Source organism: Streptomyces sp. SP18BB07, assembly GCF_036322545.1.
In the GTDB taxonomy this organism is placed as follows: Bacteria; Actinomycetota; Actinomycetes; order Streptomycetales; family Streptomycetaceae; genus Streptomyces; species Streptomyces deccanensis.
The window spans coordinates 120025-143344 of record NZ_JAQYWT010000284.1; the positions used below are offsets into that span (position 1 = coordinate 120025).

Here is a 23320-nt window from a genome sequence, read left to right on the forward strand (position 1 = left end):
GGGCGTCGGCCGCCTTGCTTCGGTACCGCCCTGCCATAGCATTGACCTGCGATTATTTACGAGTAAGTACCCTCGCGGTACCGTGGGCGCATGCCAGCTCTGAATGTGGAGTTCAGTGACCGCGAGCTAGAGGACCTGCGGCAGATGGCCAGGGAACGCGGTACGTCGATGAAGGCGCTCGTGCGCGAGGCGGCCGCGGCCGACATCGTGCGACACCGGGCGCTGAAGGAGGGCGCGGAGGCCTTCCGGGAGTTCTTCAGCGCGCACGCCGACGAGTTCGCCGCCGCCTTCCCGGACGACGAACCCGCCGCCAAGGCGGGGGGACGGGCCGTCTGACCGATGGCTCCCGTCATCCACATCGACGTGCCGTGGCTGCTCCAGCGACACGAAGAGGTCATGCCCGAGCAGCCCACCGTCAGCGACTTCTCGGCACTCGTCGCCGCCGTGGCCCGGCATCGCGTCGACCCGCCGCGCCTCGGCGTCGACTCCGACCCGGCCTGGCGGGCCGCCGCGCTGCTGCACACCCTCGCCCTGCTCAAGCCCCTGCCGGCCGCCAACGCCCGTTTCGCCTGTGCCACGGCCGTGGCCTACATGTATGTCAGCGGCGTCGGAATCGACCCGCCCTACGGAGCCCTGGTGGATCTCGCGCGTGACCTGATCTCCGGGAAGACCGATGTCTACGGGGCGGCGGACCGGCTGAGGTCCTGGCAGATCTGAGCGGGCCGGAGAGGGCGGTCCCACCCCGGGGCCGCCGACCGAGGGCGGGAGGATCAAGGTCGGCGGCCCGTTTCGCGCGGGAGAGCCGCCGTTCCGCGCGGGGCCTTCCGAGGTGGCCGGCCTCAGTGAACAACGAACCACCGGCGCGGCGGGAGCGTGCGCGGACCACCGGGGTGTGCGTACGGTTCACACGGGGTGCTTGAAGCCTTGAGGATTTCGGGAACCGGAAGGGTTCGTTCTGCGAAGCGGAATCATTCGTACCGGTCATCTGACCTGCTTTTAGTGATGCGGATGTTGCACAAGTGCCTTGTTAGCCATGAGTAACTTGTGCAAGGGTGAACTTCCTGCGCAGGGGCAATGGCCCGGCCGGAAAGGCCATTTGGCTTTCGCCGGTCCCCGAAGGGCCCAAAAGGCTCAAGGAACACGGCCATCGTGCGGCTCGGTCCCCAGCCGCTTTCCCGGCGCCCGCCAAAAAGGTACGCACCAATCCAGGGCCCTTTTCGGCGGTCACCACTCCGTGTGCCATCTTGCGCCTTGGAAGGAACCCGCTCTGTGCACACCCCCCACCCTCCCCGCCCCACTTTTCCGCCCGCGCCCGGCCCGGTGCCCGGAGAGTCCGACGAGACTCTCGCCGCCCGGCTGAGGGGATGGCCGGAGGGCGGCGGTACCGGCGACCCCGTCGCCCTGTTGATGGCGCGGCACTGGCAGTCGGCCTATGACTACGCGGCCATTTGTCTCGCCACTCAGTCGCAGGTCGCCTCGATGGTCACCGCGACCGCCTTCCATCGGGTGCTCGACGGGCTGATGCGGGGCGAGTCGGGTGTCGCCCTGCGGCCCCGGTTGCTGGTGGCCGCGCGTGACACCGTCAAGGAGTGGTCCGCGGAAGGGGGTGTCTCCGGTGTGCTGCCGGATCTGCGCAAGCCCGCCGGAGGGCGCGGTATGCGGGCGGCGAAGTCCATGACACCCGAAAACCGCAAGCTCGTCGAGCGCTCATTCCAGGCGCTCCCGGCGGTCGCCCAGTGCCTGCTGTGGCACACCGAAGTAGAAGCCGAAACGATAACCATACCCACTGGTTTGCTGGGGCTGGACGCCGACAGCGCGGTCGCCACCCTGGAGCAGGCGCGGGACAAATTCCGTGAGGGCTGTGTCCGCGCCCACCGGGAACTCGCGCCGTCCAAGGATTGCCGCTTCTACAACCGCCTGCTGGACGTGCCCATTCGCCGCGGTGGCGCGCTGCTGCCGGACGTCCAGCAGCATCTGCTGGAGTGCCGCTACTGCCGTTACGCGGCCGAGCAACTCAGCCATTTCGAGGGCGGACTCGGCGGGGTCATCGCCGAAGCCGTACTCGGCTGGGGCGCCCGGCGCTACCTCGACTCCCGGCCCGGCCGGATGCCGCAGAAGGGCACGTCGAGACGTCCGGGGAGCGGCGGACGCCACCGACTGCTCTCCCAGATCCCCGCGCAGCGCCGCCGGATCACCTCCGGCGCACGCAACCCCCGGGCCCTGCTCACCGTCGGCGTCTCCTCCGGCGCGCTGCTCGCGGCCATCCTGGGTGCCGCGTTCCTCTCGGACGACGGCAGCGGCGCCGACCCCACCGCCTCCACCAGCGCCTCCGGGGGCGTCGCCACGGCGCCGGACACCGGCAACGAGGCCACCAGGGGCAGCGCTTCGCCGACCCCGCCGGCCTCGGACGGTCGGCCCACGGCACCCCAGCAGACCCGGCTGCGCAACCAGGCCGCCGACCTGTGCCTCGACATCGCCGGCGGCAAGGCCGTCAAGGGCGCCTCGACCGAACTCGCCGTGTGCGACTCGGGCTGGACGCAGAAGTGGTCCTACGAGGAGGACGGGTTGCTGCGCAGTGTCGCCAACCCCGAACTGTGCCTGGACTCCCAGGTGGACGCCGGGGTCGTCGTCCTCGGCAGCTGCGCGGGCGAACACTCCAAGCGAAGCGACGACGTCCGCTACGACTTCACCGGCCAGGGCGAGTTGCTGCCCCGGTGGGGCGAAGGGCTCGCCATGGCCCCCATCGACTCGGAGCCCAAGTCGGACGTCGTCGTCAAGGTCCGGGACGACTCCACCAAGCAGCGCTGGCTCACCGACGGGGTGACCGCGAGCCCCGAGTCCCTCTCCGTTTCCGGATCCGAGGCGCCCACGCCCGAGACCGAGCCGGTCTCCGAGGAACCGGAGGCGGATGACGCGTCCCCGGCGCCGGACCCGAAGAAGTCCGGCACACCGACGCCGAACGCCAGGCCAGAGGCCGAGGCCGGGCAGGGCGGGTCCGTCCTGTCGGTGGACGACGGGGAAGAGGACGGGGAAGAGGACGGCACGGGGTCGGTGACGCCCCTGACACCGCTGACTTCGGTGGACGTACCGACTCTGCTGACGGGTCTCGGGTTGTAGGGGCCAGGAGAGGTCGTCGTTCGGGTGCGGGTCCGGTGGGGGCTACTCGCGCAGTTCCCCGCGCCCCTGAAAGCTCCAGGCCCTGCGGGCCTGGAAAAAGCCGGGGCGCAGCCCCGCATTTTCCAGGGGCGCGGGGAACTGCGCGACCAGCCCCCACCGGACGGACGCCTGGGGGTCAAAGGGGCGCAGCCCCTTCAGGATGGGACGGGTAGGGGCGGCGGGGGCGAAAACCCGCGTCAGGAACCCCCACCCACCAGACTGCCGCCATCCACGGACCCCGGCCCCCGATGCCCCGCCAACGCCAGCGTGAGATCCAACTCGGCGAGCAGACAACGAACGACGTGCTCCACCCCCGCCTGCCCGTCCAGCGCCAGCCCGTACACATACGGCCGCCCCACCAGCACGGCCTCCGCCCCGAGCGCCAACGCCTTGAAGACGTCATCACCCGTACGCACCCCACTGTCGAAGAGCACCGTCACCCGATCACCCACCGCCCGGACCACCCCCGGCAGCGCGTCCGCCGCCCCCACACCCCCCGCCACCTGCCGCCCGCCGTGGTTGGACACGACCACCCCGTCCATCCCCGCGTCCGCGGCGAGCCGCGCGTCGTCCGGGTGGAGCACCCCCTTCAACACGATCGGCCCGTCCCAGTGTTCACGCAGGAACGCCAGGTCGGGCCAGGTCTTCCCGGGGTCGCCGAACATCCCCGCGAAGTGCAGCACGGCCGCGTTCGGATCCTCGTGGACCGGCTTGGCGAGCCCCGCCCGGAACGCCGGGTCGGAGAAGTAGTTGGCGGTGCCGACGCCGTGCAGGAACGGCAGGTACGCCCGCTCCAGATCACGGGGCCGCCAGCCGAGCAACGGCGTGTCGAGGGTGACGACGAGTACGGAGTACCCGGCGGCCTGCGCCCGTTCCAGGAAACTCCGGGTGACCTCACGGTCCTTCGCCCAGTACAGCTGGAACCAGCGCTCCGCGTCCCCCATGGCTTCCGCGACCTGCTCCATGGGTGTGCTGGACGCCGAGGACAGGATGTACGGCACGCCCTGCGCGGCGGCGGCCCGCGCCGCCGCCGGCTCCGCCTCCGGGTGCACGATCGACAGCACGCCCACCGGGGCGAGGGCCACCGGCGCCGGCAGCGCCCGGCCCAACACCTCGACGGACAGATCGCGTTCGCTCACGTCCCGCAGCAGCCGGGGCACGATACGGTGCCGCTCCAGTGCGTCCCGGTTGGCGCGGGCCGTACTGCCGTTGCCCGCGCTGCCCGCCACGTAGCCGACCGGACCGGCGCCGAGCCGGTGCTCGGCCAGCTCCTCCAGCCGGGTCAGGTCGGTGGGCAGCCGGGGTACGGCTCCGCCCATCCCGCCCAGGTAGATCTCGTACTGGAAGTCCGCCCAGTGCTTCGCCATCCGCCCGCCCTGCCTCTCACCGTCGAGAACACCCCGCATCGCCGACGATCCTGACGATCCAGCAGCCGACCGTCCACCACACCGCACGGCGTGGCCCAGGACGGTGCGGGCGTCCTGGGCCACGCCGGTCCCGCCGAGGGCGGTCAGGCGGAAGGGGCTCCTGTGAGGGTTTCCACGCGGCCCGTGTCGAGTGAGTAGTAGGCGCTGACCACGCTCAGGTCGCCCTTCTTCACCAGGGGAGCGAGGGAGGCGTTGGACCGCAGGTCGGCGGCGGTCCGGTTGGCGTGGGCGCGGATCATCGCGTCGACGGGGTCGGCGTGCTTGGCCTTGGCGATGTCCTGGTAGGCGGGGCGCAGGGCCTCGACGATCGACTGCAGGTTGCCCGGCAGGTCCTCGTCGTCCTTGATCGCCTTGTACGCCGCCTTGATGGCCCCGCAGTTCTGGTGCCCCAGCACGACGATGAGCGGGGACCCGGCGGTGAGGGGCCCGTACTCGACGGAGCCGACGACCACCGGCTGCACGACCTGCCCGCCGGTGCGTATCACGAACAGGTCGCCTATGCCGGTGTCGAAGACGAGCTCCGGCGGCACGCGGGAGTCGATGCAGGAGACGATCACGCCGTAGGGCTTCTGCTCGGGCGCGACCGCCGCGCGCCGCGCGGGGTCCTGGTCGGGGTGCTGCAGCTTGCCGCTCACCCAGCGCTTGTTGCCGTCCATCAGCCTGGCGTACGCCGTCCGCGCGGAGTCGGGGCGCGGAGCGGCCTTCGGGGCGGGGGACGCCGCTGCCAGGTTCGCCGCCTTCGCCGTACCGGCACCGCCGGACTGCGACGAACAGGCGGTGAGCAAGGCCGCGGAGGCAGCCGCGAGTCCTCCGGTGAGAATGGCCCTGCGTTGTGGCCGCACAGCGTTACCCATGAGTCTGTCCCTTACGTTCCTGAGCGGAATCCGCCCGGGAAGTCGGGAAGCGCGGGTACGCCGACACCGGCTCTCTGCTCCCGTTCTCCCAGGTGGAGTTGGTGATTCCACCCTCGCGGGAGGCCGGTTAGCGGCCGTCCAGCACTCATGCAGCGCAGGGCAAGCGCCCGTCCAAATCACGCGGTGCAGCAGGGCGGATCCGGTTGCGGAACCCCCTCATGCAGGGTCGCGTCGGGGGCCGTTCGGGCGGTCGTAGCGCGTCGAAGCGGAATGTTTCAGGCCGATTGCCCAGCCATGGAGATCCGGCCATTCATGATCATGGGGCGATCGCGAACCGCTCAGAATCGGGGTTTGCATGTTCGAACTCTGTGACTTCGAGCCACTGATTCAATACTCAAAGTTACCGAAACCTGTGGGGTCGATGTGTGTTCCGCCCCGGGACCCGGCAGACTCGCGCTCGCCGAACCGGCACCGTCCGGGCCGGCTTCGTACACGCGACCGATGTGACGGAGCCGTCCGGGCACACCCGCAGAGCGGAAGGATGCACACCATGCCGAAGACCGCGCGCCTGGCAGCGACTCTCACCCTGACGGCGGCCACCGTCTGCGGTCCCCTCGCGGGGCCCGCGCTCGCGGCCCCCGAGCCCGCCGCGAAGGGGCTGTACGCCCCGTCGGCCCTGGTGCTGACCATGGGCCACGGCGAGACCTCGGCCACCGTCACGCCCGAGCGGGCGGTCACCCTGAGCTGCGCGCCGAAGCCCGCCGGCACCCATCCGGCACCCGTCGACGCCTGTGCCGAACTCCGCGACAGCGGCGGCGACTTCGAGGCCCTGAGCGGCAGCGTCGGGGTGATGTGCACCAAGCAGTACGACCCGGTGATCGTCACCGTGCACGGTGTCTGGGAGGGCAAGCGCGTCGCGTACGAGCGCACCTTCGCCAACGAGTGTCTGAAGGACTCCGCCGCGAGCGTTCTCTACTCCTTCTGACCTCCCGTACGACACGGCCGCCGGACGGCGGCCGGAAGACCGGGGGTTGCGTGGCCCCGTGAGTGATGAGCGAGGGCCCGTGGCTGGGGAGCGCGAGCCCTGTCGCGGTGTGCCATGCGATCCCCGTCCGGGGGCCGGCCGAAGCGGAGTGGGGCCGCGGGCCGGCCCCCGGCATCATGCCGGGGCCCGGTGGGTCACTCGGACGTGACGGTCCAGCGGCCGACCTGCTGGTGACCGGAGTCGTACAGGGGCTGTGCGTCGCCGGGGCCGATCTCGCAGTGCCGGAGGTTACCGCCCCAGTAGCGCAGGATGCGCTCCAACTCCTGGACGGTGGTGCCCTCGTCCCAGTCCGTGCTGTCCAGGTCGACTTCGAGAAGGAACTTCACTTCGCGCGTCTCCACTTCTATGTCCTTCGGATTCCGCGCCGGTGTCCGCCGGAACGGTGTGTGCCTGCCGCAGGTCCTTCAATCGTTTCATTGAACTGCTACTTGAGACTTGGCCGTTGCGGCGGGGGCGGGGGCGGGGAAGACGCGGACGGGACGTCGGGTAACGGCGGGAAGCGGCCCAGCAGTCCGGCGGCGCGCAGCAGCCGGTGTATCCGGGGCTGGTCGGAGACGAGACGGAGCCGCCCGCCGCGTGACCTGGCCGTGGCCTCCGCTCTGCACAGCACGCGCAGCCCCGAGCAGTCGAAGAAGGCGACGTGACGCAGGTCGACGAGCACGTCCGGCGGGGCTGCCCCGGTGGCGGCGGCCGTCAGATGCTCGGCGAGGGAGCCGGCCGACGCCATGTCGATCTCGCCCGAGACCTCGATGACGACGAACGGCCCGACCTGACGGGTGCGGGCATACGGGTTGGCCACCACCGACCCGGACTCGGGGGCCGTGCCCCCGGGGCGAGGGGCGGCGCGGTCATGGGCATCCGGACTCATGGCGGCTCCACCTTGTCAGGGGTAGGGCGCATCGGATCCGGTTAGCTACCCCGGCGCGGAGCAGACCATCCCTTTCGCGCCCCGGCGCAAGATCTACGACACACGAAAAGGTGAATTGCCGCCCCGTGTATTGACTTTCGGCAACGTGCCGCCTGCCCCCGAGTCCCAGGCGCTCTAGTCGTGGTGGGACTCCTCCTGGGCCCGCTCATTGGGCGTGATCGCGTCGCCCGCCTCTCCACGGTGACGACGGCGCCCCTCGGAGTCGGTGACGTCCGTCTCGGCCCGCTCCGCCTCGCGCAGGACCTCGTCGAGGGCGGTGTCGCGCTTGTCGTCCGGGCTGTGCTTGTCCTTCGGGTTCCTCTTGTCCTGGTGAGTCATGGGGGGCTCCTTCCTGCCTGTGAGGTGCGGTGCGGTGAGATGGGGTGACCATGGGGTGAGTTGGAGGGAGATCGGGTCGACCGGGTGCGGTCAGCGGGCCGGTGCCGCGATCCGCAGCGGCACCGCCCCCGGCGTGCTCGAACCGGCCGACCCGGGGGCTTCGACGTCCCGGGTCACCTCCGACCACCACGCCGGGCCGTCCTCGATGTGCCGCAGCAGGACACCCTCGCGGATCGCCCAGGGGCAGATCGTCACGCTCTTCAGGCCGGAGAGCTTCATCGTGGTGTGCCCGACCAGCGCCCCGGCGAGGCTCTGTGTCGCCCGGGGCGCGGAGATGCCCGGCAGGGCGGCCCGCTGGGCCGCGGGCAGGGCGGCGAGACGGGTGATGGCCTCGCCGAGGTCCGCGCACCGCAACTCCCGTTCCACGAAGGGCCCATGACGGCCAGGCGCGGATCCGCACAGCCGGGAGAGCTGCTGGAACGTGCGTGAGGTGGCCACGGCCGTGCGCGGCCCCTCCCACCGGATGCGGGCCGAGACGTCCCGGAGTTGATGACGGACCTTGCGGCGCAGCGCCTTGATGCTCTCCAGCGACGGCGGGTCCTGCCCGTGGAAGAACTCGTGCGTCAGCCGGTTGGCGCCCAGCGGCAGCGAGGCCACGAAGTCCGGCAGCCGTCCCCGTCCGAAGGCCACCTCCAGCGAGCCGCCCCCGATGTCCAGCAGGGCCAGCGGCCCCGACCGCCAGCCCATCCACCGCCGCGCCCCGAGGAAGGTGAGTTCGGCCTCCACCTCGCCGGGCAGGGTACAGATCAGGACGCCGGTCTCCGCGCGCACGGTGCGCAGCACCTCCCGACAGTTCGGCGCCGACCGCACCACGGCGGTCGCGAACGCCAGTGGTGTCGACGCCCCCCATCTCTCCGCCGTCCGCGCCGCGGCTGTGACCGCCTGGCACAACCGCTCCACGGCCTCGTCGGGCACATCACCCCCGGGCGGCACCTGTTCGGACAGCCGCAGGCGCCACTTGGCGGTGTGCACCGGCAGCGGCACGCCCCCCTCGGCGTCCGCCACCACCAGCCGTACGGTGTTCGATCCCACATCCACCACACTCATCCGCATGACCTCCGGAGTACCCGGTCGTCGCCTCAACACGCGTGTCTTGTACGGCGAGCGGTGGCGCACGGTCGCATCCAGGCCGACCGCGCGCCGCGCAGTACCACCCCGCCGAGGGCGCGGCGATCCGAACCCCTGATCGGAATGATCAGACTTATTGCATATGATGTGCAGGTGCAGCACTACGACATCAGAGTGGCAGGGCCCGAGGACCTCGACGGTGCGCGGACGGTGATGCTCGACACCGTCTACCGGGACTTCGGGACGGGCTATGTGCCGCGCTGGCACGGCGACATCATCGATCTGCGGGGCGCGTACGTCGTTCCGGCTCGCCATGTGCTCCTGGTGGCGGTCGACGAGCGGGACGGCGCGGTCGTCGCCACGGGTGCGCTGGACTCCCGGGGGCCCGCGCATCCGCCCAACCCCCGTTGGCTGGCCGAGTGTTACCCGTCCGGGGAGACCGCGCAACTGCGTCGCGTGTACGTCCGCGCCGAGCATCGACGGCGAGGGCTGGCTCGGCGGTTGGTCGCCGCGCTGCTGGACTTCGCGGCGGCCGACGGCGGTTACCGCTCCGTGTACCTGCACACCGACCCCGGGGTGCCCGGCGCCGAGCACTTCTGGCGTTCGCAGGGGGTGGCCGTGTGCGACGAGCGCGAGACGACCGGGGAGCGGGTGGTGCACTTCGAGGTCCCGGTGCCCGCGACCGTCGCCCCCTCGCCGATTACATGAAAATCATTCTCATGTAGGCTGCGTCGCGCCCCCCTCGTTCTGTCCCCGCCGCCCCGTCCCCCACAGAGAACCAAGGACCATGCGCACTCCCCGTCGCCGTCGCGCCGTCGCCGGCCTGCTCCTCGCCCCCCTGCTGGCCGGCTGCTTCGCCTCGGACGGAGGGGCCACCGACGACGCCTCAGGCGACGGCTCCCGACTGCGCGTGGCCCTCGCCTTCCCGCCCGTCGAGAACTTCTCGCCGTACGGCGCCGACGCGACCCTCCTCAGCCGGCTCGGCGTCACCGAGGGCCTGACCAAGCTGGACGCCAACGGCGTCCCGGCCCCCGCGCTCGCCGAGTCCTGGACCCGCGAGAACGACCGGAACTGGCTCTTCTCCCTGCGCGAGGCCACCTTCCAGGACGGCACCGAGGTCACCCCGGCCACCGTCGCCACCGCCCTCACCCGGGCCACCGAGGCCGAACCGGTCACCCCCGCGCTCTCCGGCATCAGCCTCACCGCGAAGGCCGAGGGCGACCGCCAGGTGCGCGTCACCACCGAGGACCCGGACCCCGCCCTGCCGCTCAGGCTCACCAGCCCCGGCCTCGCGATCCTGTCCGCCAAGGCCTACGGCGCCGAGCGCGTGAACCCGGTCGGCACGGCCACCGGCCCGTTCGAGCTCACCAAGGTCACCGGCACCACCGCGGCCACCCTGGACCGCTTCGAGGAATGCTGGGGCGGCCGCGCCCAGGCCGGCGGCATCGACGCCAAGTTCATAGCCGACGGCTCCGCGCGCACCAACGCCCTGCGCACCGACCAGGTCGACATCGCCGAGGCCGTCCCCGTGTCGCAGGCCTACCCTCGACAAGGCCACCCGCCGCGAGACGGCCACCACCCGCACCACCAGCCTCCTGCTCAACACCAGGACCGGCGCGTTCAAGGACCCGAAGCTGCGGGCCGCCGCCCGCGAGGCCGTCGACGGCTCCGTCCTCGCCAAGGACGTGTACGAGGGACACGCGGACGCCGGAGTCGGCATCTTCGGCCCCGCCGTGACCTGGGCCGGCGGCAAGCGCGTCGCACCGGCCGGCCGCGCGAAGGCCGCCGACCCCGACGGCACCTCCGTCACCCTCGCCACCTACGACAACCGGCCCGAGCTGCCCGAGGTCGCCCAGGTGCTGCAACAGCAGCTCAGGGAGGCCGGGTTCGAGGTGAAGCTGGAGGTCCGCGAGTACTCGCGGCTGGAGAGCGACGCCCTCGCCGGCAAGTTCGACGCGTTTGTCGGCGCCCGCAACTCCCTCCTCGACACCGGCGACCCCGTCACCATCCTGGCCGGCGACTTCACCTGCGACGGCAGCTACAACCTCGCCCTGCTCTGCGACAAGAAGGTCGACCGGGCCGTCGCCGCCGCCGCGAAGGAGTCCGACACCGCCAAGCGGCAGCAGGCGGCGATGACCGCCGAGGCGGCGATCCTCGCCACCGACGCCACCGTCCCGCTCGTCCACCAGCGGATCATCACCGGCGTCAGCACCTCCGTGCGGGGCGTGATCCTGGACCCGTACGAGCGCACGCTGGTCGGAACGGGGACCCGGCGCTGATACGGGCACTCTGGCGGGCCCTGCTCGCCGCCGGTCTGCTGTGCGGGATCGGCCTGCTGCCGTGGCTGTCGCGCACCGATCCGGCGCTCACCGTCCTCAAGGCACGCTCCGCCGAACGCGACCCGACGCCGGAGGTCCTGGCGGCCGTACGCGACGAACTCGGGCTCGACGCCGGTCCCTTGAGACTCCTGGGGGAGTGGTTCGGCGGGCTGGCGCGCGGTGACGCGGGCCGGTCGTGGATCTCCGGCGCCGAGGTCACCCCGTCCGTCGCCCAGGCCCTCGGCGTCTCCCTGCTGCTGATGGCCGCCGCGCTTCTCGTCGCGGCGGCCACGGCCGCGGCGGTCTGCGCCCGCACCCTCTGGCTCGGCGCGCACCGCCGTCTCGACGACCGCCGGGGCGGCGGCAGCGGTGCCGCGATGCTCGCCGCGCTGCCCGAGTTCCTCACCGCGTCCGTGCTCGCCGTCGTCGTCGGGGTGCACCTCGGCTGGCTGCCCGCGCTCGGCTGGTACGGGCCGCGGTGGACGGTGCTGCCCGCCCTCGCCCTGGGCCTGCCCGCCGGCGCGCTGCTCGGCCGGATGCTCGGCGACCTGCTGCCCGGCGTCTTCGCGGAACCCTGGGCACTGGCCGCCGCCGCACGCGGCATACCCGGCCGGGCCACCGCCCGCCACGCCGTACGCCGCTGCGTACCCGCACTGCTGCCGAACCTCGGCCTGTTCGTGGTCGGCCTCACCGGCGGTGCCGTCGCCGTCGAGCAGGTCTTCGACATACCCGGCCTCGGCCGCACCACCCTCCAGGCCGCCCTCGCCCAGGACCTCCCCGTCCTCCAGGCAGGCACCCTCGCACTCGTCCTGCTGGCCGCCGTGGCCGGGACCCTCGCCCGCCTCGCCGCCCACCGCCTCGTCGGCCCCGCCCTCCGCGACGGCGCGCTGCACTCCCTGCACCGCCCCACGCCACCGGCCCCGAGCCGCGCCCCCCTGCTGCACGGCGCCCTCCTGCTGGCGGTCGTCGCGCTCGGCCTGATGCGCGACCCGCTCGCCCTCGACACCGGCGCCCGGCTCCAACCCCCTTCCTGGGCACACCCGTTGGGCACCGACGCACTCGGGCGCGACCTCCTCGCCCGCATCGGTCACGGCGCCTTCACGACCCTCGCCCTGGCGGTCGCGATCAGCGCAGCCGCGCTGCTGACGGGCGTCCTGCTCGGGCTGCTGCCCCGCTTCTCCGGCCCCCTCGTCGACACCGTCAACGCCGTGCCCGCGGTCCTCGCGGGGCTCCTTGTCGCCGGAGTGGTCGGCGGCGGCGCGGCGACGCCCGCGCTGGCCGTGGCCGCCGTCGCCTGGGTGCCCCTGGCCGCGCACACCACCGCCCTGCTCGAACAGGAGCGGGCCACGACGCACATCACGGCCACGAGGGGGTTGGGCGCCGACGACGCGTATCTGCTCCGCCGCGAACTGCTGCCCGCCGTGCTGCCGCCCGTCGCCCGACACGCCCTGCTGCGCCTGCCCGGCGTGGCCCTCGCCCTGACCACCCTGGGCTTCCTCGGCCTCGGCGCGCAACCCCCGGATCCGGAATGGGGCCTCCTCCTCGCCGAGAACCAGCCCTACGCCGAACGCGCCCCCTGGGCCGTCCTCGCCCCCGCCACCGCCCTCGCCCTCCTCGGCGCCCTCGCGGTCACGGCGGCGGGCGGGGTACGCCTGCCGCGCCGTCCGCTCGCCGGGGCCCCACAGCGACCGAAGCCCGCCGCCGCCCCCACCGTCGGAGAGACCGGATGACCGAGCCCGAACAGCCCCCGACCGCGCCCCTCACGGGGCGGACGACGGAGGAGGGAGCCGGGAGGCCCGGGAGCCGGGCCGCCGAGAACGAAGCGGCCGGGCGTGCGGTCGTCGGTGGTGCGGCGGCCGCAGGCGTGGCCGGCAAGGTGTCGCGGCGCGGGACGTGGGGGCGGCTCAACCCCCTTCTGCGGCTGCTGATTCTCACCCAGCTCGCCTTCAACGTCGGGTTCTTCGCGGTGTTGCCGTTCCTCGCCGAGCACCTCGGTACGGCGATAGGCATGGCCGGCTGGATGGTCGGGTTCGTGCTGGGGCTGCGCACCTTCAGCCAGCAGGGGTTGTTCGTGGTCGGCGGCGCGCTGGCCGACCGGTACGGCGTACGGCCCGTCGTGCTGGCCGGGTGCGCCCTGCGGATCGCCGGCTTCGCGTGGCTCGGGTACGCGGACGAGGACTGGTCGGTCATCGGGTCGGTGCTGCTGATCGGGTTCGCCGCCGCGCTGTTCTCCCCGGCCGTCGAGTCGGAGGTGGCCCGGCAGGCGGTGGTCTGGGAGGAGTCCGGCGGCGGACCCCGTACGAGCGTGCTCGCGCTGTTCACGGTGGCGGGGCAGGCCGGGGCGTTCGTCGGACCGCTCATCGGCGCGTTGTTGCTGGCCGTGGACTACCGGGTGGTCTGCCTCGCGGGCGCCGGAGTCTTCGTCCTGGTCCTCGCCGGGCACGTCCGGCTGCTGCCGCAGCACATCCCGGGGCGGGAGCGGGTCGAGATGCGGGGTGGTCTCGGCGGGCTGCTGCGCAACCGGCGGTTCCTCGCGCTGTGCTGCGCGTACGGCGCGTATCTGTTGGCCTACAACCAGCTGTACCTGCTCCTGCCCGACGAGGTGGAGCGGGCCACGGGGTCGCAGACGGCGCTGGCCTGGCTGTTCGGGCTGTCGTCGCTGCTGGTCGTGGCGGCGCAGTTGCCGGTGACGCGGTGGGCGGCCGGGCGGCTCGACCTGCGGCGGTCCATGACCGGTGGGTTGCTCCTGATCGCCTCGGGGTTCGGGGTGGTGGGCCTGGCGCGGCCCGCGCAGTGGACGGGCACGGCCGGGCTGCTGCCCGCCGCCGGGTTCGTGGTCCTCCTGACACTGGGGCAGATGCTGGTGGCTCCGGCGGCTCGCGCATGGGTGCCCGATCTCGCCGTGGAGGGGCGCCTGGGGCTCTACACCGGGGCGATGTCCTCCGTCTCCGGCCTGATCGTGCTGGTGGGAAGCGCGGGGGCGGGCGCCTTGATGGACGCGGACCTGCCGGCCGCCGTGCCCTGGCTGGCCCTCGCCGCGGTGCCGATCGCCTCGGTCCTGCTCATCCCGGGGCCGGCGCCCACCGCGCGAGAGAAATCAGAAGCCCTCAACGCCCCCTCCGACTAGGGTCGAGCGATGCCCGAGTTGCAACGACTGCGTGTCGAACATGCCGCCGCCGTCCTGGACTTCGAACTGGCGAACCGTGCCTACTTCGCCGCCTCGATCCCCGACCGGGGCGATGCGTTCTTCACGCAGTTCACCGACCGGTTCCACGCCCTGCTGGCCGAGCAGGACGCCGGCGTCTGCGCCTTCCACGTGCTCGTCGCCGAGGACGGCTCGGTGCTCGGCAGGTTCAACCTGGTCGACATCGAGGACGGTTCCGCGCACCTCGGCTATCGGGTCGCCCAACTCGTCGCCGCCCAGGGCGTGGCGACCGCGACCGTACGGAAGCTGTGCGGGTGGGCGGCGACCGAGCACGGCCTGCGCACCCTGCGGGCGGCCGTGGCCCACCACAACACCGCCTCCCGGAAGGTGCTGATCAAAGCCGGGTTCGTGCCCGCAGGTCCCGCCGACCCGGACGACCTCAGCGGTGAAACGGGCACCTGGTACGAGCGCGACCTGTCGCTCTGAACGGCGCGGGTCCGGCCCTTTCAGGGGCGCGGGGAACTGCGCGAACGGGGTCCGGGGCGAAGCCCCGATGACGGACGGGCAGCGGGGCCGGTCAGGCCATCTGGCGGCGGACCAGCTCGTGCAGCCGCCCCGCGGGGTTCGCCAGCAGCTCGCCCGGTGCTCCGACCTCCGCCACCTTGCCGTCCTCCATCACCACGACCCGGTCCGCGTCCATCACCGTGGACAGCCGGTGGGCGATCACGATCCGCGTGGCGTTCAGGGCCCGCGTGCTCTCGATGACCGTGCGCTGGGTCTCGTTGTCGAGGGCGCTCGTCGCCTCGTCGAAGAAGAGGATGCGGGGGCGGCGGATCAACGCCTGGGCGATCATCAGGCGTTGCCGCTGCCCGCCGGAGATCGCGCCGTTGCCCTGGACGATGGTGTGCAGGCCCATCGGCATGCGCTGGATGTCCTCCGCGAGGCCCGCCATCGCGGCCGCCGCCATCGCCTCCTCCGGCGTGAACGGCTCGGTGCCGCAGATGACGTCCAGGATCGACCCGGTGAACGGCTGGGCGTGCTGCAGCACGACCCCGCACTGACGGCGTACGGCGGACTGGTCCAGGGCGCCGAGGTCCTGACCGTCGTACAGGACGCTCCCGGAGACCGGCTTGTCGAAGCCGATGAGCAGACGCAGCAGCGTCGACTTCCCGCAGCCGCTGGGGCCGACGACCGCCACGAACTCCCCGGGGGCGACGGCGAAGGACACGTCGTCCAGCACCAGCGGACCGTCGTCCGCGTAGCGGAAGGAGAGACGGCGGGCCTCCAGCGCGCCGGACAGCACGCCCGGCCGGGTGCTCGCCGTGCGGACCTCCGGCGTTGCCTCCAGCACCGGCTTGATCTCCTCGAACAGCGGCAGCACCGCCACCGCCGACACGAACGCCCCCGTCAGCTGGGTCACCGACGTCAGCAGCATCGTCACCGAGGTGTTGAAGGTCAGGAACTCCGCCGCCGACATCGACCCCCGTGCCGGACCCGCCAGCAGCATGAACATCAGCAGGGTGCACAGCGGCAGATACACCGCGCCCAGTACCGTGTTGAGGTTCTTGATGCCGCCGACCTTCTGCTGGAGCTCCCGGCTGCGCGCGAACTCGCCCGCCCAAGCCGCGTAGGCGTAGTTCTCGGCGGCCGCCACCCGGAGCTTCGGCAGCCCCCGCAGGGTCTGGAAGGCCTGGTTGTTCAGCTTGTTGCCCAGCACCACCAGCCGGCGCTGCCAGCGGACCTGCCAGAGACCGAGGCCCAGGAACACCGCCGCCACGACCACCAGCATGCCGATCGCCGCCAGGGCCATCGGAACGCTGAACCAGAGCAGCAGGGCGAGGTTCACCGCGCCGACCGTCACCGACTGCGCGACCACCGGGCCGACGCCGGCCAGCGTGCGCCGGATCGCGCTGATACCCATGGCGGCGCTGGCCAGTTCGCCCGTGGACCGCGAGGTGAAGAACTTCGTCGGGAGCCGCAACAGACGGTCCCAGACCGCCGGTTGCAGCGTCGCCTCGATACGGCCCTCCAGCCGGAGGATCGTCAGGTTCTGCAGCAGCATGAACGCCGCCGACACCACGCTCGCCAGCATGATCGCCAGACAGACCTGCACGATCAGGTTCTCCTGGGCCTTCGGCACGTACTCGCCGAGGATCCGGCCCGTCGCGATGGGGACCAGCGAGCCGAGCACGACGGTCACCAGCCCGCTGAGCAGCAGGCCCGTCATGTCACCGCTCGTCCCGTGCAGGCTGAACCGCATCAGGCGCAGCGGGCTCAGCACCCGTTCGGGCAACGGGCGGTAGAACATCACGGCACGCGGCTCGAACTCGGCCGCGTTCGCCTTCTCGACCGGTGTCTCCCGGCCGGACGACGGCTGGACGGCCACATAGCCGCCGCGCCGCCACAGCAGCGCCACCGGCGCACCCGACAGCGCCCGGTGCCCGACCAGCGGGCCGACGTTCTCCCGCCACCAGCTCCCGGCGAGGCGCACGGCACGGACGCGGACCCGGGAGGCGAGCGCGATGCGCTCCACCGGGTCGAGCCGGTCGCTCTCGGTTCCGCTCTGCGCCGGCTCGGACAGCGAGATCCCCGCCGCCCGGGCGACGAGCCCGCAGGCCGCGTACGTGGCGTCCGCGTCGGCCGCCGTCGTACGCCGGTTCCCGGACGACTTGCCGATGGACGCGAGCAGGGTGCGGTCGGCCTGGGCGCGCACCGCCTCACCGGCCTTGATCCCGGCGGCCGTGCGGTCCTCGTGGGTGCGTTCCAGCTGCTCGATCCAGCGGTCCAGCGTGGCCAGCAGCCGGTACTGCTGGTCGACCATGCTCTGCCAGACCCCCGGGTCCATCAGCAGATCGGCCGCCGCCTCCGCGCCGTACAGCGAGCCGTACTGGACGCTGCCGGGCGGCACCCGCATCCAGAACACGTCGTCGTCGGTGGGCGCGGCGGCCTGCTCGGTGGCCATCGGCGCCTGGAAGAGGATGGACAGGCCACGGCCGACGCCCAGCGCGAGGGCGTATTCGAGGGGACTCGTCTGCGGGGGCACGAGCTGCGGGTTGCCCCACTCGTCGTACGACCAGGTCTCGGTGCCCGCCTGCTGGTACAGCTCCCGCAGGCCGATGCGCCGGACCACGCAGTCGCGCAGCGGGCGGGCGACCAGCGTGTGCTGGGGCCCGGCGACCGGGCCGAGCAGCAGCGCACCCGCTTCGAGGCGGCCCAGATGGTGCCAGTGGCCCTGCTGGTCCGCGTCGACCGCGAACAGGTCCAGGGCACCGGAGGCCACCAGCCACAGCGTCTGCGGCCCTTCGAGGTCCAGCCGGGTGTGGCCGGCGCAGTCGAGGGGCGTGCCCATCGCGCCGAGCGCACCGAGGACGAGGTCGCCGTCGTAGCCGCCCTGACCGCTCTGCCCCTCGTGCACGGCAGTCATCTCAACGCTCCCTGACCAGCTGGGCGTACGCGCCGCCGCGTGCCACCAGCTCCTCGTGCCGGCCGCGCTCCACGATCGTGCCGTGCTGCAGGACGACGATCTCGTCGCTGTCGCGGACCGTGGAGAGCCGGTGGGCGATCACCACGCAGGCGCAGCCGCGCTTGCGCAGGTTGTCCATGACGGTCAGCTCGGTCTCCGCGTCCAGCGCGCTGGTCACCTCGTCGAGGACCAGGATGCTCGGCCTGCGCACCAACGCCCGTGCTATCTCCAGGCGTTGGCGCTGCCCGCCGGAGAAGTTGCGGCCGTCCTGCTCGACCCTGCTGTTGATGCCACCCGGGCGACGCGTCACCACGTCGTACAGGGCCGCGTCCCGCAGCGCCTCCACCACCGCCTCCTCCGGGATCGAGGGGTCCCACAGGGCCACGTTGTCGCGGACGGTGCCCTCGAAGAGGAACACCTCCTGGTCGACGAAGGAGACGGAGGCGGCCAGAGCCCCCCTGGGGATGTCCTCCAGGCGCCGGCCGTCGATGCGGATCACGCCCTCCCACGGGGTGTAGAGCCCCGAGATCAGCCTCGACACCGTCGACTTGCCGCTGCCGGAGCCGCCGACCAGCGCCACCTGCTGCCCCGGGCCCACGGTGAGGTCGAAGCCGGTGAGCAGGGGCTTGTCGAGGGGGCTGTAGCCGAACGTGATGTTCTCCAGCTCGACGTGCCCGTTCAGCCGACGGGTGGACTCGGCGGCGTCCGGGCGGGCGTACAGCGGGTCGGCCTGGAAGTTCTCCACGTCCTTCAGCCGGGCCACGTCCGCCGCGAAGTCCTGGATCCGGCCCGCCACCCCGTTGAGGCGGGTCAGGGGCGCCGTGAACCGGGTGACCAGCGCCTGGAACGCGACCAGCAGGCCCACGGATATATGGCCCTCGACCGCCCGCATGCCGCCGATCCACAGGATGAGCGCGCTGTTGAGCGTGGCGAGGGTCGGGGCGACGACCCCCAGCCAGGCGCTCGGCACCCCGAGCCGCTGCTGCTCCTCCAGCGTCGTGGCGTGCTGCCCGGCCCACTTGCGGAAGTAGCCCTCCTCGCCGCCGGTCGCCTTCATCGTCTCGATCAGCTGGAGCCCGGTGTACGCCGTGTTGGTGAGCCGCGCGTTGTCCGCGCGCAGCTTCGCCGTACGCGTCGCGCGCAGCCGGATCACCACCCGCATCGCCACCACGTTCAGCAGCGCCACCCCGATGCCGACGAAGGTGAGTTGCGGGTCGTACGTGTAGAGGAGCACGGCGTAGAGGACGACCACGACCGCGTCCACACCGGCCGCCGCGAGATCCCGGGCCAGGGTCTCGGCGACCGCGTCGTTGGACTGGAGCCGCTGGACCAGGTCGGCGGGGCTGCGCTGGGAGAAGAAGGTGACCGGCAGCCGCAGCAGGTGCCGCAGGAAGCGGGCGCTGGAGAGGGTGGAGGAGATCAGCCGACCGCGCAGCAGGTTGGCCTGCTGCAGCCAGGTCAGCAGGACCGTCAGCAGGACGCACGCGCCCATCGACGTGAACAGCACACCCAGCAGGGAGGTCTGGCCGCCGATCAGGAACATGTCGATATAGGTGCGGCTCAGCGCGGGGACGGCCGCGCCGACCGCCACCAGCAGCAGGCTGGCGAGGACGGCGGCGGGCAGGGTGCCGGAGGTGCCGCGCATCCGGGCGGGCATGGCACCCAGGACACCGGGCCTGCGTCCGCCCTTCTCGAAGGCGTCGCCCGGTTCCATGACGAGGACGACACCGGTGAAGCTGGAGTCGAAGTCCTCCATGGGCACGAACCGGCGGCCTTTGCCGGGGTCGTTGATGTGGACGCCACGCCGGCCGAAGCGGCGGCCCATGCCGTCGTAGACGACGTAGTGGTTGAACTCCCAGAAGAGGACGGCCGGTGCCTTCACCTCGGCGAGGGCGGCCACGTCCATCTGCATGCCCTTGGCGGTCAGACCGTAACTGCGGGCCGCCTTCAGCAGGTTGCTGGCGCGCGAGCCGTCCCGGGAGACACCGCAGGCGATGCGCAGTTCCTCCAGCGGGACGTGCCGCCCGTAGTGGCCGAGCACCATGGCGAGGGACGCGGCGCCGCACTCCACGGCCTCCATCTGGAGGACGGTCGGCGTACGCACGGTCTTCTGCCTGCCCTTGGGCACGGGGCGCTTCGACGGGGCCGCCTTGCGTCTGCCGCGTGCGGGCGGCCGGGCGGTGTCCTGGGACGCGGTCACGGCAGCAGCCAATCGATGGGGCGCTCGTCGGCCATCCGGATCGACGCCGTGGCCATGGTCATGGAGGTCAGCTCGAACGGCGGTCCGTCCTGCGAGGACCATTGGTAGCCCGACTCGGTCGACGCCGCGCGGTCCAGCCGTACGGTGACGGCCACGGGCCGGCCCTTCTTGGTGAACTGCTCGCCCAGCTGGGTGTCACCGAGGAACGCGCCGATGGACTGGGGGGTCTGCGCGGTGCGGTCCACCTTCTTCACATGGCCGCGCAGCACGCCGTACCGCTGGGTGGGCGCCGACTGCACGGTCAGGTCCACCTCGGCGTCCTTCGGGATCGAGGCCGCGTTCTCGGCGGGCACGTACACCGTCGCGTAGAGCGGGTCGTCGGCGTCGGCGACCTTCTCGACGGCCGCGACGTTCGCGCCGGTCTGGATGATCTGCCCGATGGTGGCGGCGAGCGCGGAGACCCGGCCGGCCGCGACGGACCGTACGACTCTCTCGCCGTCGGCGGTGGCGACCTTCAGGACGGGAGCCCTGGCGGGCAGCCGTTCGCCCTGTTTCGCGAGGACGGCGGTGACCTGCCCGGCGACCGGGCTCTGGAGGACGTAACTGCCCTGCCCGTGGGTGAGGACGGCGGGCGCGCCGACCGTGGAGGCGACGGAACCCGTGACGGCCCACACGGAGGCGGCGGCCATCGCGACCACCGTCACGGACAGCACCAGCCAGCCCTGGGGGCGGGCGAAGCGCACCGGAAGGTCGAGTTCCTCCGGTGACTGGAGCTTGGCGAGGGCCTGTTGGCGGAACTGCACGGGACTTCCCTCACCTGCGTGACAGGAGACGACAGAAGACTGGACGACGTCCAGGGCACCCCGAGAGTCCCGGAACCGGTCAGGTGGTTCCGGGACTCAGCGGCGTGAGGGCTCGATCAGAGACCGGCGACCAGGCTCGTGACCGGGGCGGTGTTCAGGCCGGTCACACCCTCGACGGTGCCGACGGCCGTGTTGACCAGGCCGGAGACCGGGGCGATGCCGTCCACCAGGCCGGTGACGGTGCCGACGGCGTTGACCGAGAGGCCACCGGAGACAGCGTCGAGGGCGGCGTCCGAGATCTCGGCGGTCTCAACCTGGGGGGTGGAGTTCATGATGGAACTTCCCTTCGTATAGCTATTCATAAGGGGGGAGCGGCCCCCTTCTGGGGACAGAACGACGGCCGCGCACGTGGGTGCCCACTTCTCGATCCGGAGAGCTGGCTGCTCCCCACTCCGAGAGCTCGGCGGCCCCCGCGGTGCGATGGATATAAGCAGATCGCCGCCGCCCGCTTCCAATCAACATGGCCTCTCACCAGCACAGTTGGTGACCATGACGGTTCATTGGTGCAGGCGTGCGCACCGCTTGGGGTCAGCTTCTTCACACGGATCGCGGCATCGTCATACGCCCTTCATTGCCAGCCGGAAAACGAATGGGACAGTCCCGCCTCAAAGGCGCGGCACGCGAGCGGCGCCTGTGCAGAACTCCCACCGGCCGTGACTCCGCTGAGCATTCGGTGTGGAGATTCCCTGAAGCCGGTTTCCCGATCACCGGCGTCGACGGACCGCTACCGGGTGGTAGCCGAGTGTGTCGAAGAGGGGGTGGGTCGCCCGGTGACACAGGGACCCCACAGGGCCCGCGGGCGGGAAGTCGTGAAATGGCAGGCGAACAGGGCTCGTAGCGCGCTTTGCGAAATGGAAGATCGGAATCTTTTTGCGGAGCGTTGAACACCCCCTCGGAACCATCCGTACCAACTGGCAACCAGGCGCCCCCAGTTCACCCGCCGGACGGCGGTACGGACCCCGTCCCCAGGAGGTCAAGAGTTGAGTCACAAACGAGCCACCAAGCGCAAGGCGTTCATAGCCGCAGGCGGCGTGGCGGCGCTCGGCGCGGCAGCCCTCATCCTGCCGAACGCGATGGCGTCGCAGACGGACGCCAAGGGCGCCGCCCCGAAGACGCTCGCCGCGAGTGACGCCTCGGATCTCGCCTCCCAGCTGCAGGACCTGCTCGGTGACGCGTTCGCAGGCGCGTATTACGACTCGGGCGAGCAGCGCCTCATCATCAACGTCATCGACGGCCTCGAGATCGACGGCGACGACAACAACGTGATCATCCAGGCCCAGGAGGCCGGCGCGGAGGTCCGTGAGGTCGAGAACAGCTGGTCCGAGCTGCAGAAGGGCGCGGCCACGCTGAAGGAGGAGGCCACCGTCCCGGGCACCGCCTGGGCGATCGACCCCCGCACCAACAAGCTCCAGGTCACCGCCGACTCCACGGTCACGGGCGAGAACTGGGACACCATCGAGTCGACCGTCAAGTCGCTCGGCACGGGCATGGCGACCATCAAGAAGTCCGCCGGCACGTTCAAGCCCTTCCTCGAGGGCGGCGACGCCATCTTCGGCGGCGGCGCCCGCTGCTCGGCCGGCTTCAACGTCGTCAACGCCGAGGGCGCCCCGGCCTTCCTGACCGCCGGTCACTGCGGTGTCGCCGAGGCCGAGTGGTCCGAGGAGGAGGGCGGCGCGCCGGTCGGCACCGTCGACGCGGCGACCGCCACGTTCCCGGGCGCGGGCGACTTCGCCCTGGTCAACTACAACGACCCGGCGACCCAGGCGGCCAGCACGGTCGACCTCGGCAACGGCCAGACGGTCGACATCAACGCGGTCGGCGAGGCCGCGGTCGGCCTCCAGGTCTTCCGCATGGGCAGCACCACCGGGCTCGCCGACGGCCAGGTCACCGGCCTCGAAGCCACGGTCAACTACCCCGAGGGCACCGTCACCGGTCTCATCCAGACCGACGTCTGCGCCGAGCCCGGCGACAGCGGCGGCTCGCTCTTCACCGAGGACGGCCAGGCCATCGGTCTGACCTCCGGCGGCAGCGGCGACTGCACCGTCGGTGGCGAGACCTTCTTCCAGCCGGTCAGTACCGCCCTCGCGGCCACGGGTGCCACCCTCGGCGACGCGGGCGCGGGCGCCGGTGAGGAAGCCGACGGCGGTGCCGCCGCCGGTGCGGGTGAAGAGGCCGACGGTGGCGCCGCCGCCGGAGCCGGCGAGGAGGCCGACGGCGGTGCCGTGGCCGGTGCCGGTGAGGAAGAGGGCGCCGCCGCGGCGGGCGCGGGCGAGGAAGAGGGCGCCGCAGCCGCCGGTGCCGGCGACGCGGGTGCCGTGGCCGGTGCGGGCGAAGAGGCCGCAGCCGCCGGTGCGGGTGACGCCGGTGCCGCCGCCGGTGCGGGCCAGGACCATGAGCAGGGCGCCGACGAGCAGGGCGCCGACGAGCAGGGCGTCCACGAGCAGGGCGTCCAGCAGTAGGCGAACGCCACCGAGT

Annotated in this window: 19 protein-coding genes and 1 pseudogene; 10 read left to right on the forward strand and 10 right to left on the reverse strand. The window is 72.0% G+C overall.

What is annotated here, in order from left to right:
• The first annotated feature begins 90 nt into the window (after nucleotides 1–90).
• The 3 genes from PUR53_RS15755 to PUR53_RS15765 all read left to right on the forward strand — a co-directional run bounded on the left by PUR53_RS15755 (nucleotide 91) and on the right by PUR53_RS15765 (nucleotide 3117).
• A complete protein-coding gene (locus PUR53_RS15755; RefSeq protein WP_329898051.1) occupies nucleotides 91–336 on the forward strand; it encodes a hypothetical protein in 246 nt (81 codons plus the stop codon).
• A gap of 3 nt (nucleotides 337–339) precedes the next feature.
• Nucleotides 340–717: a toxin Doc gene (locus tag PUR53_RS15760; RefSeq protein WP_329898052.1), complete on the forward strand. Its 378-nt coding sequence runs from the start codon at nucleotides 340–342 to the stop codon at nucleotides 715–717.
• Nucleotides 718–1269: 552 nt separating this feature from the next.
• Nucleotides 1270–3117, forward strand: a complete 1848-nt coding sequence (locus tag PUR53_RS15765) for an RICIN domain-containing protein (protein ID WP_329908642.1) — start codon at nucleotides 1270–1272, stop codon at nucleotides 3115–3117.
• A gap of 236 nt (nucleotides 3118–3353) precedes the next feature.
• On the opposite strand, the gene PUR53_RS15770 is transcribed toward PUR53_RS15765, so the two are convergent.
• The gene (locus PUR53_RS15770; RefSeq protein ID WP_329898161.1) at nucleotides 3354–4523 is read right to left on the reverse strand and encodes a lactate 2-monooxygenase; all 1170 of its coding nucleotides are present in this window, start codon (nucleotides 4521–4523) and stop codon (nucleotides 3354–3356) included.
• Between the two features lie 143 nt (nucleotides 4524–4666).
• The gene (locus tag PUR53_RS15775; protein WP_329898054.1) at nucleotides 4667–5437 is read right to left on the reverse strand and encodes a carbonic anhydrase; all 771 of its coding nucleotides are present in this window, start codon (nucleotides 5435–5437) and stop codon (nucleotides 4667–4669) included.
• A gap of 541 nt (nucleotides 5438–5978) precedes the next feature.
• Here PUR53_RS15775 and PUR53_RS15780 point away from each other — a divergent pair.
• On the forward strand, nucleotides 5979–6422 hold the full coding sequence (locus PUR53_RS15780; protein ID WP_329898055.1) for a protease inhibitor: 444 nt from the start codon (nucleotides 5979–5981) through the stop codon (nucleotides 6420–6422).
• A gap of 194 nt (nucleotides 6423–6616) precedes the next feature.
• On the opposite strand, the gene PUR53_RS15785 is transcribed toward PUR53_RS15780, so the two are convergent.
• From PUR53_RS15785 to PUR53_RS15800, 4 genes are all read right to left on the reverse strand, one after another.
• Nucleotides 6617–6808 (reverse strand): hypothetical protein, encoded by a 192-nt coding sequence (locus tag PUR53_RS15785; RefSeq protein WP_329898162.1) that lies wholly within the window; start codon nucleotides 6806–6808, stop codon nucleotides 6617–6619.
• Nucleotides 6809–6906: 98 nt separating this feature from the next.
• Entirely contained in the window at nucleotides 6907–7350 is a 444-nt protein-coding gene (locus PUR53_RS15790; RefSeq protein ID WP_329908643.1) for an STAS domain-containing protein, read from the reverse strand.
• Between the two features lie 174 nt (nucleotides 7351–7524).
• Complete coding sequence (locus PUR53_RS15795; RefSeq protein ID WP_329908645.1) at nucleotides 7525–7728, reverse strand: hypothetical protein; 204 nt, start codon at nucleotides 7726–7728, stop codon at nucleotides 7525–7527.
• 90 nt (nucleotides 7729–7818) lie between these two features.
• Complete coding sequence (locus tag PUR53_RS15800; protein ID WP_329898058.1) at nucleotides 7819–8841, reverse strand: Ppx/GppA phosphatase family protein; 1023 nt, start codon at nucleotides 8839–8841, stop codon at nucleotides 7819–7821.
• A gap of 168 nt (nucleotides 8842–9009) precedes the next feature.
• On the opposite strand from PUR53_RS15800, the gene PUR53_RS15805 reads away from it, so the two are divergent.
• The 5 genes and pseudogenes from PUR53_RS15805 (at nucleotide 9010) to PUR53_RS15825 (ending at nucleotide 14805) form a co-directional block, all read left to right on the forward strand.
• Complete coding sequence (locus tag PUR53_RS15805; protein WP_329908646.1) at nucleotides 9010–9564, forward strand: GNAT family N-acetyltransferase; 555 nt, start codon at nucleotides 9010–9012, stop codon at nucleotides 9562–9564.
• A 79-nt stretch (nucleotides 9565–9643) separates the two neighbouring features.
• Nucleotides 9644–11135 (forward strand): annotated as a pseudogene (locus tag PUR53_RS15810) (ABC transporter substrate-binding protein).
• Between the two features lie 299 nt (nucleotides 11136–11434).
• Nucleotides 11435–12904, forward strand: coding sequence for an ABC transporter permease subunit (locus PUR53_RS15815; RefSeq protein WP_329908667.1), 1470 nt, complete (start codon nucleotides 11435–11437; stop codon nucleotides 12902–12904).
• A complete protein-coding gene (locus tag PUR53_RS15820) occupies nucleotides 12901–14301 on the forward strand; it encodes an MDR family MFS transporter (protein WP_329908647.1) in 1401 nt (466 codons plus the stop codon). The genes PUR53_RS15815 and PUR53_RS15820 overlap by 4 nt, the downstream gene beginning before the upstream one ends.
• A 9-nt stretch (nucleotides 14302–14310) precedes the next feature.
• Nucleotides 14311–14805: a GNAT family N-acetyltransferase gene (locus PUR53_RS15825; protein ID WP_329908649.1), complete on the forward strand. Its 495-nt coding sequence runs from the start codon at nucleotides 14311–14313 to the stop codon at nucleotides 14803–14805.
• A gap of 91 nt (nucleotides 14806–14896) precedes the next feature.
• On the opposite strand, the gene PUR53_RS15830 is transcribed toward PUR53_RS15825, so the two are convergent.
• From PUR53_RS15830 to PUR53_RS15845, 4 genes are all read right to left on the reverse strand, one after another.
• Nucleotides 14897–17743 carry an NHLP bacteriocin export ABC transporter permease/ATPase subunit gene (locus PUR53_RS15830; protein ID WP_329908651.1) on the reverse strand — a complete coding sequence of 949 codons (2847 nt, stop codon included), beginning with the start codon at nucleotides 17741–17743 and terminating at the stop codon, nucleotides 14897–14899.
• Nucleotide 17744: 1 nt separating this feature from the next.
• Nucleotides 17745–19982, reverse strand: a complete 2238-nt coding sequence (locus PUR53_RS15835; protein ID WP_329898064.1) for an NHLP family bacteriocin export ABC transporter peptidase/permease/ATPase subunit — start codon at nucleotides 19980–19982, stop codon at nucleotides 17745–17747.
• A complete protein-coding gene (locus PUR53_RS15840; RefSeq protein WP_329908653.1) occupies nucleotides 19979–20785 on the reverse strand; it encodes an HlyD family efflux transporter periplasmic adaptor subunit in 807 nt (268 codons plus the stop codon). The genes PUR53_RS15835 and PUR53_RS15840 overlap by 4 nt, the downstream gene beginning before the upstream one ends.
• Before the next feature lie 116 nt (nucleotides 20786–20901).
• The gene (locus PUR53_RS15845; protein WP_033528587.1) at nucleotides 20902–21117 is read right to left on the reverse strand and encodes a hypothetical protein; all 216 of its coding nucleotides are present in this window, start codon (nucleotides 21115–21117) and stop codon (nucleotides 20902–20904) included.
• 708 nt (nucleotides 21118–21825) lie between these two features.
• On the opposite strand from PUR53_RS15845, the gene PUR53_RS15850 reads away from it, so the two are divergent.
• The gene (locus PUR53_RS15850; RefSeq protein ID WP_329898066.1) at nucleotides 21826–23304 is read left to right on the forward strand and encodes a S1 family peptidase; all 1479 of its coding nucleotides are present in this window, start codon (nucleotides 21826–21828) and stop codon (nucleotides 23302–23304) included.
• Nucleotides 23305–23320: the final 16 nt, after the last annotated feature.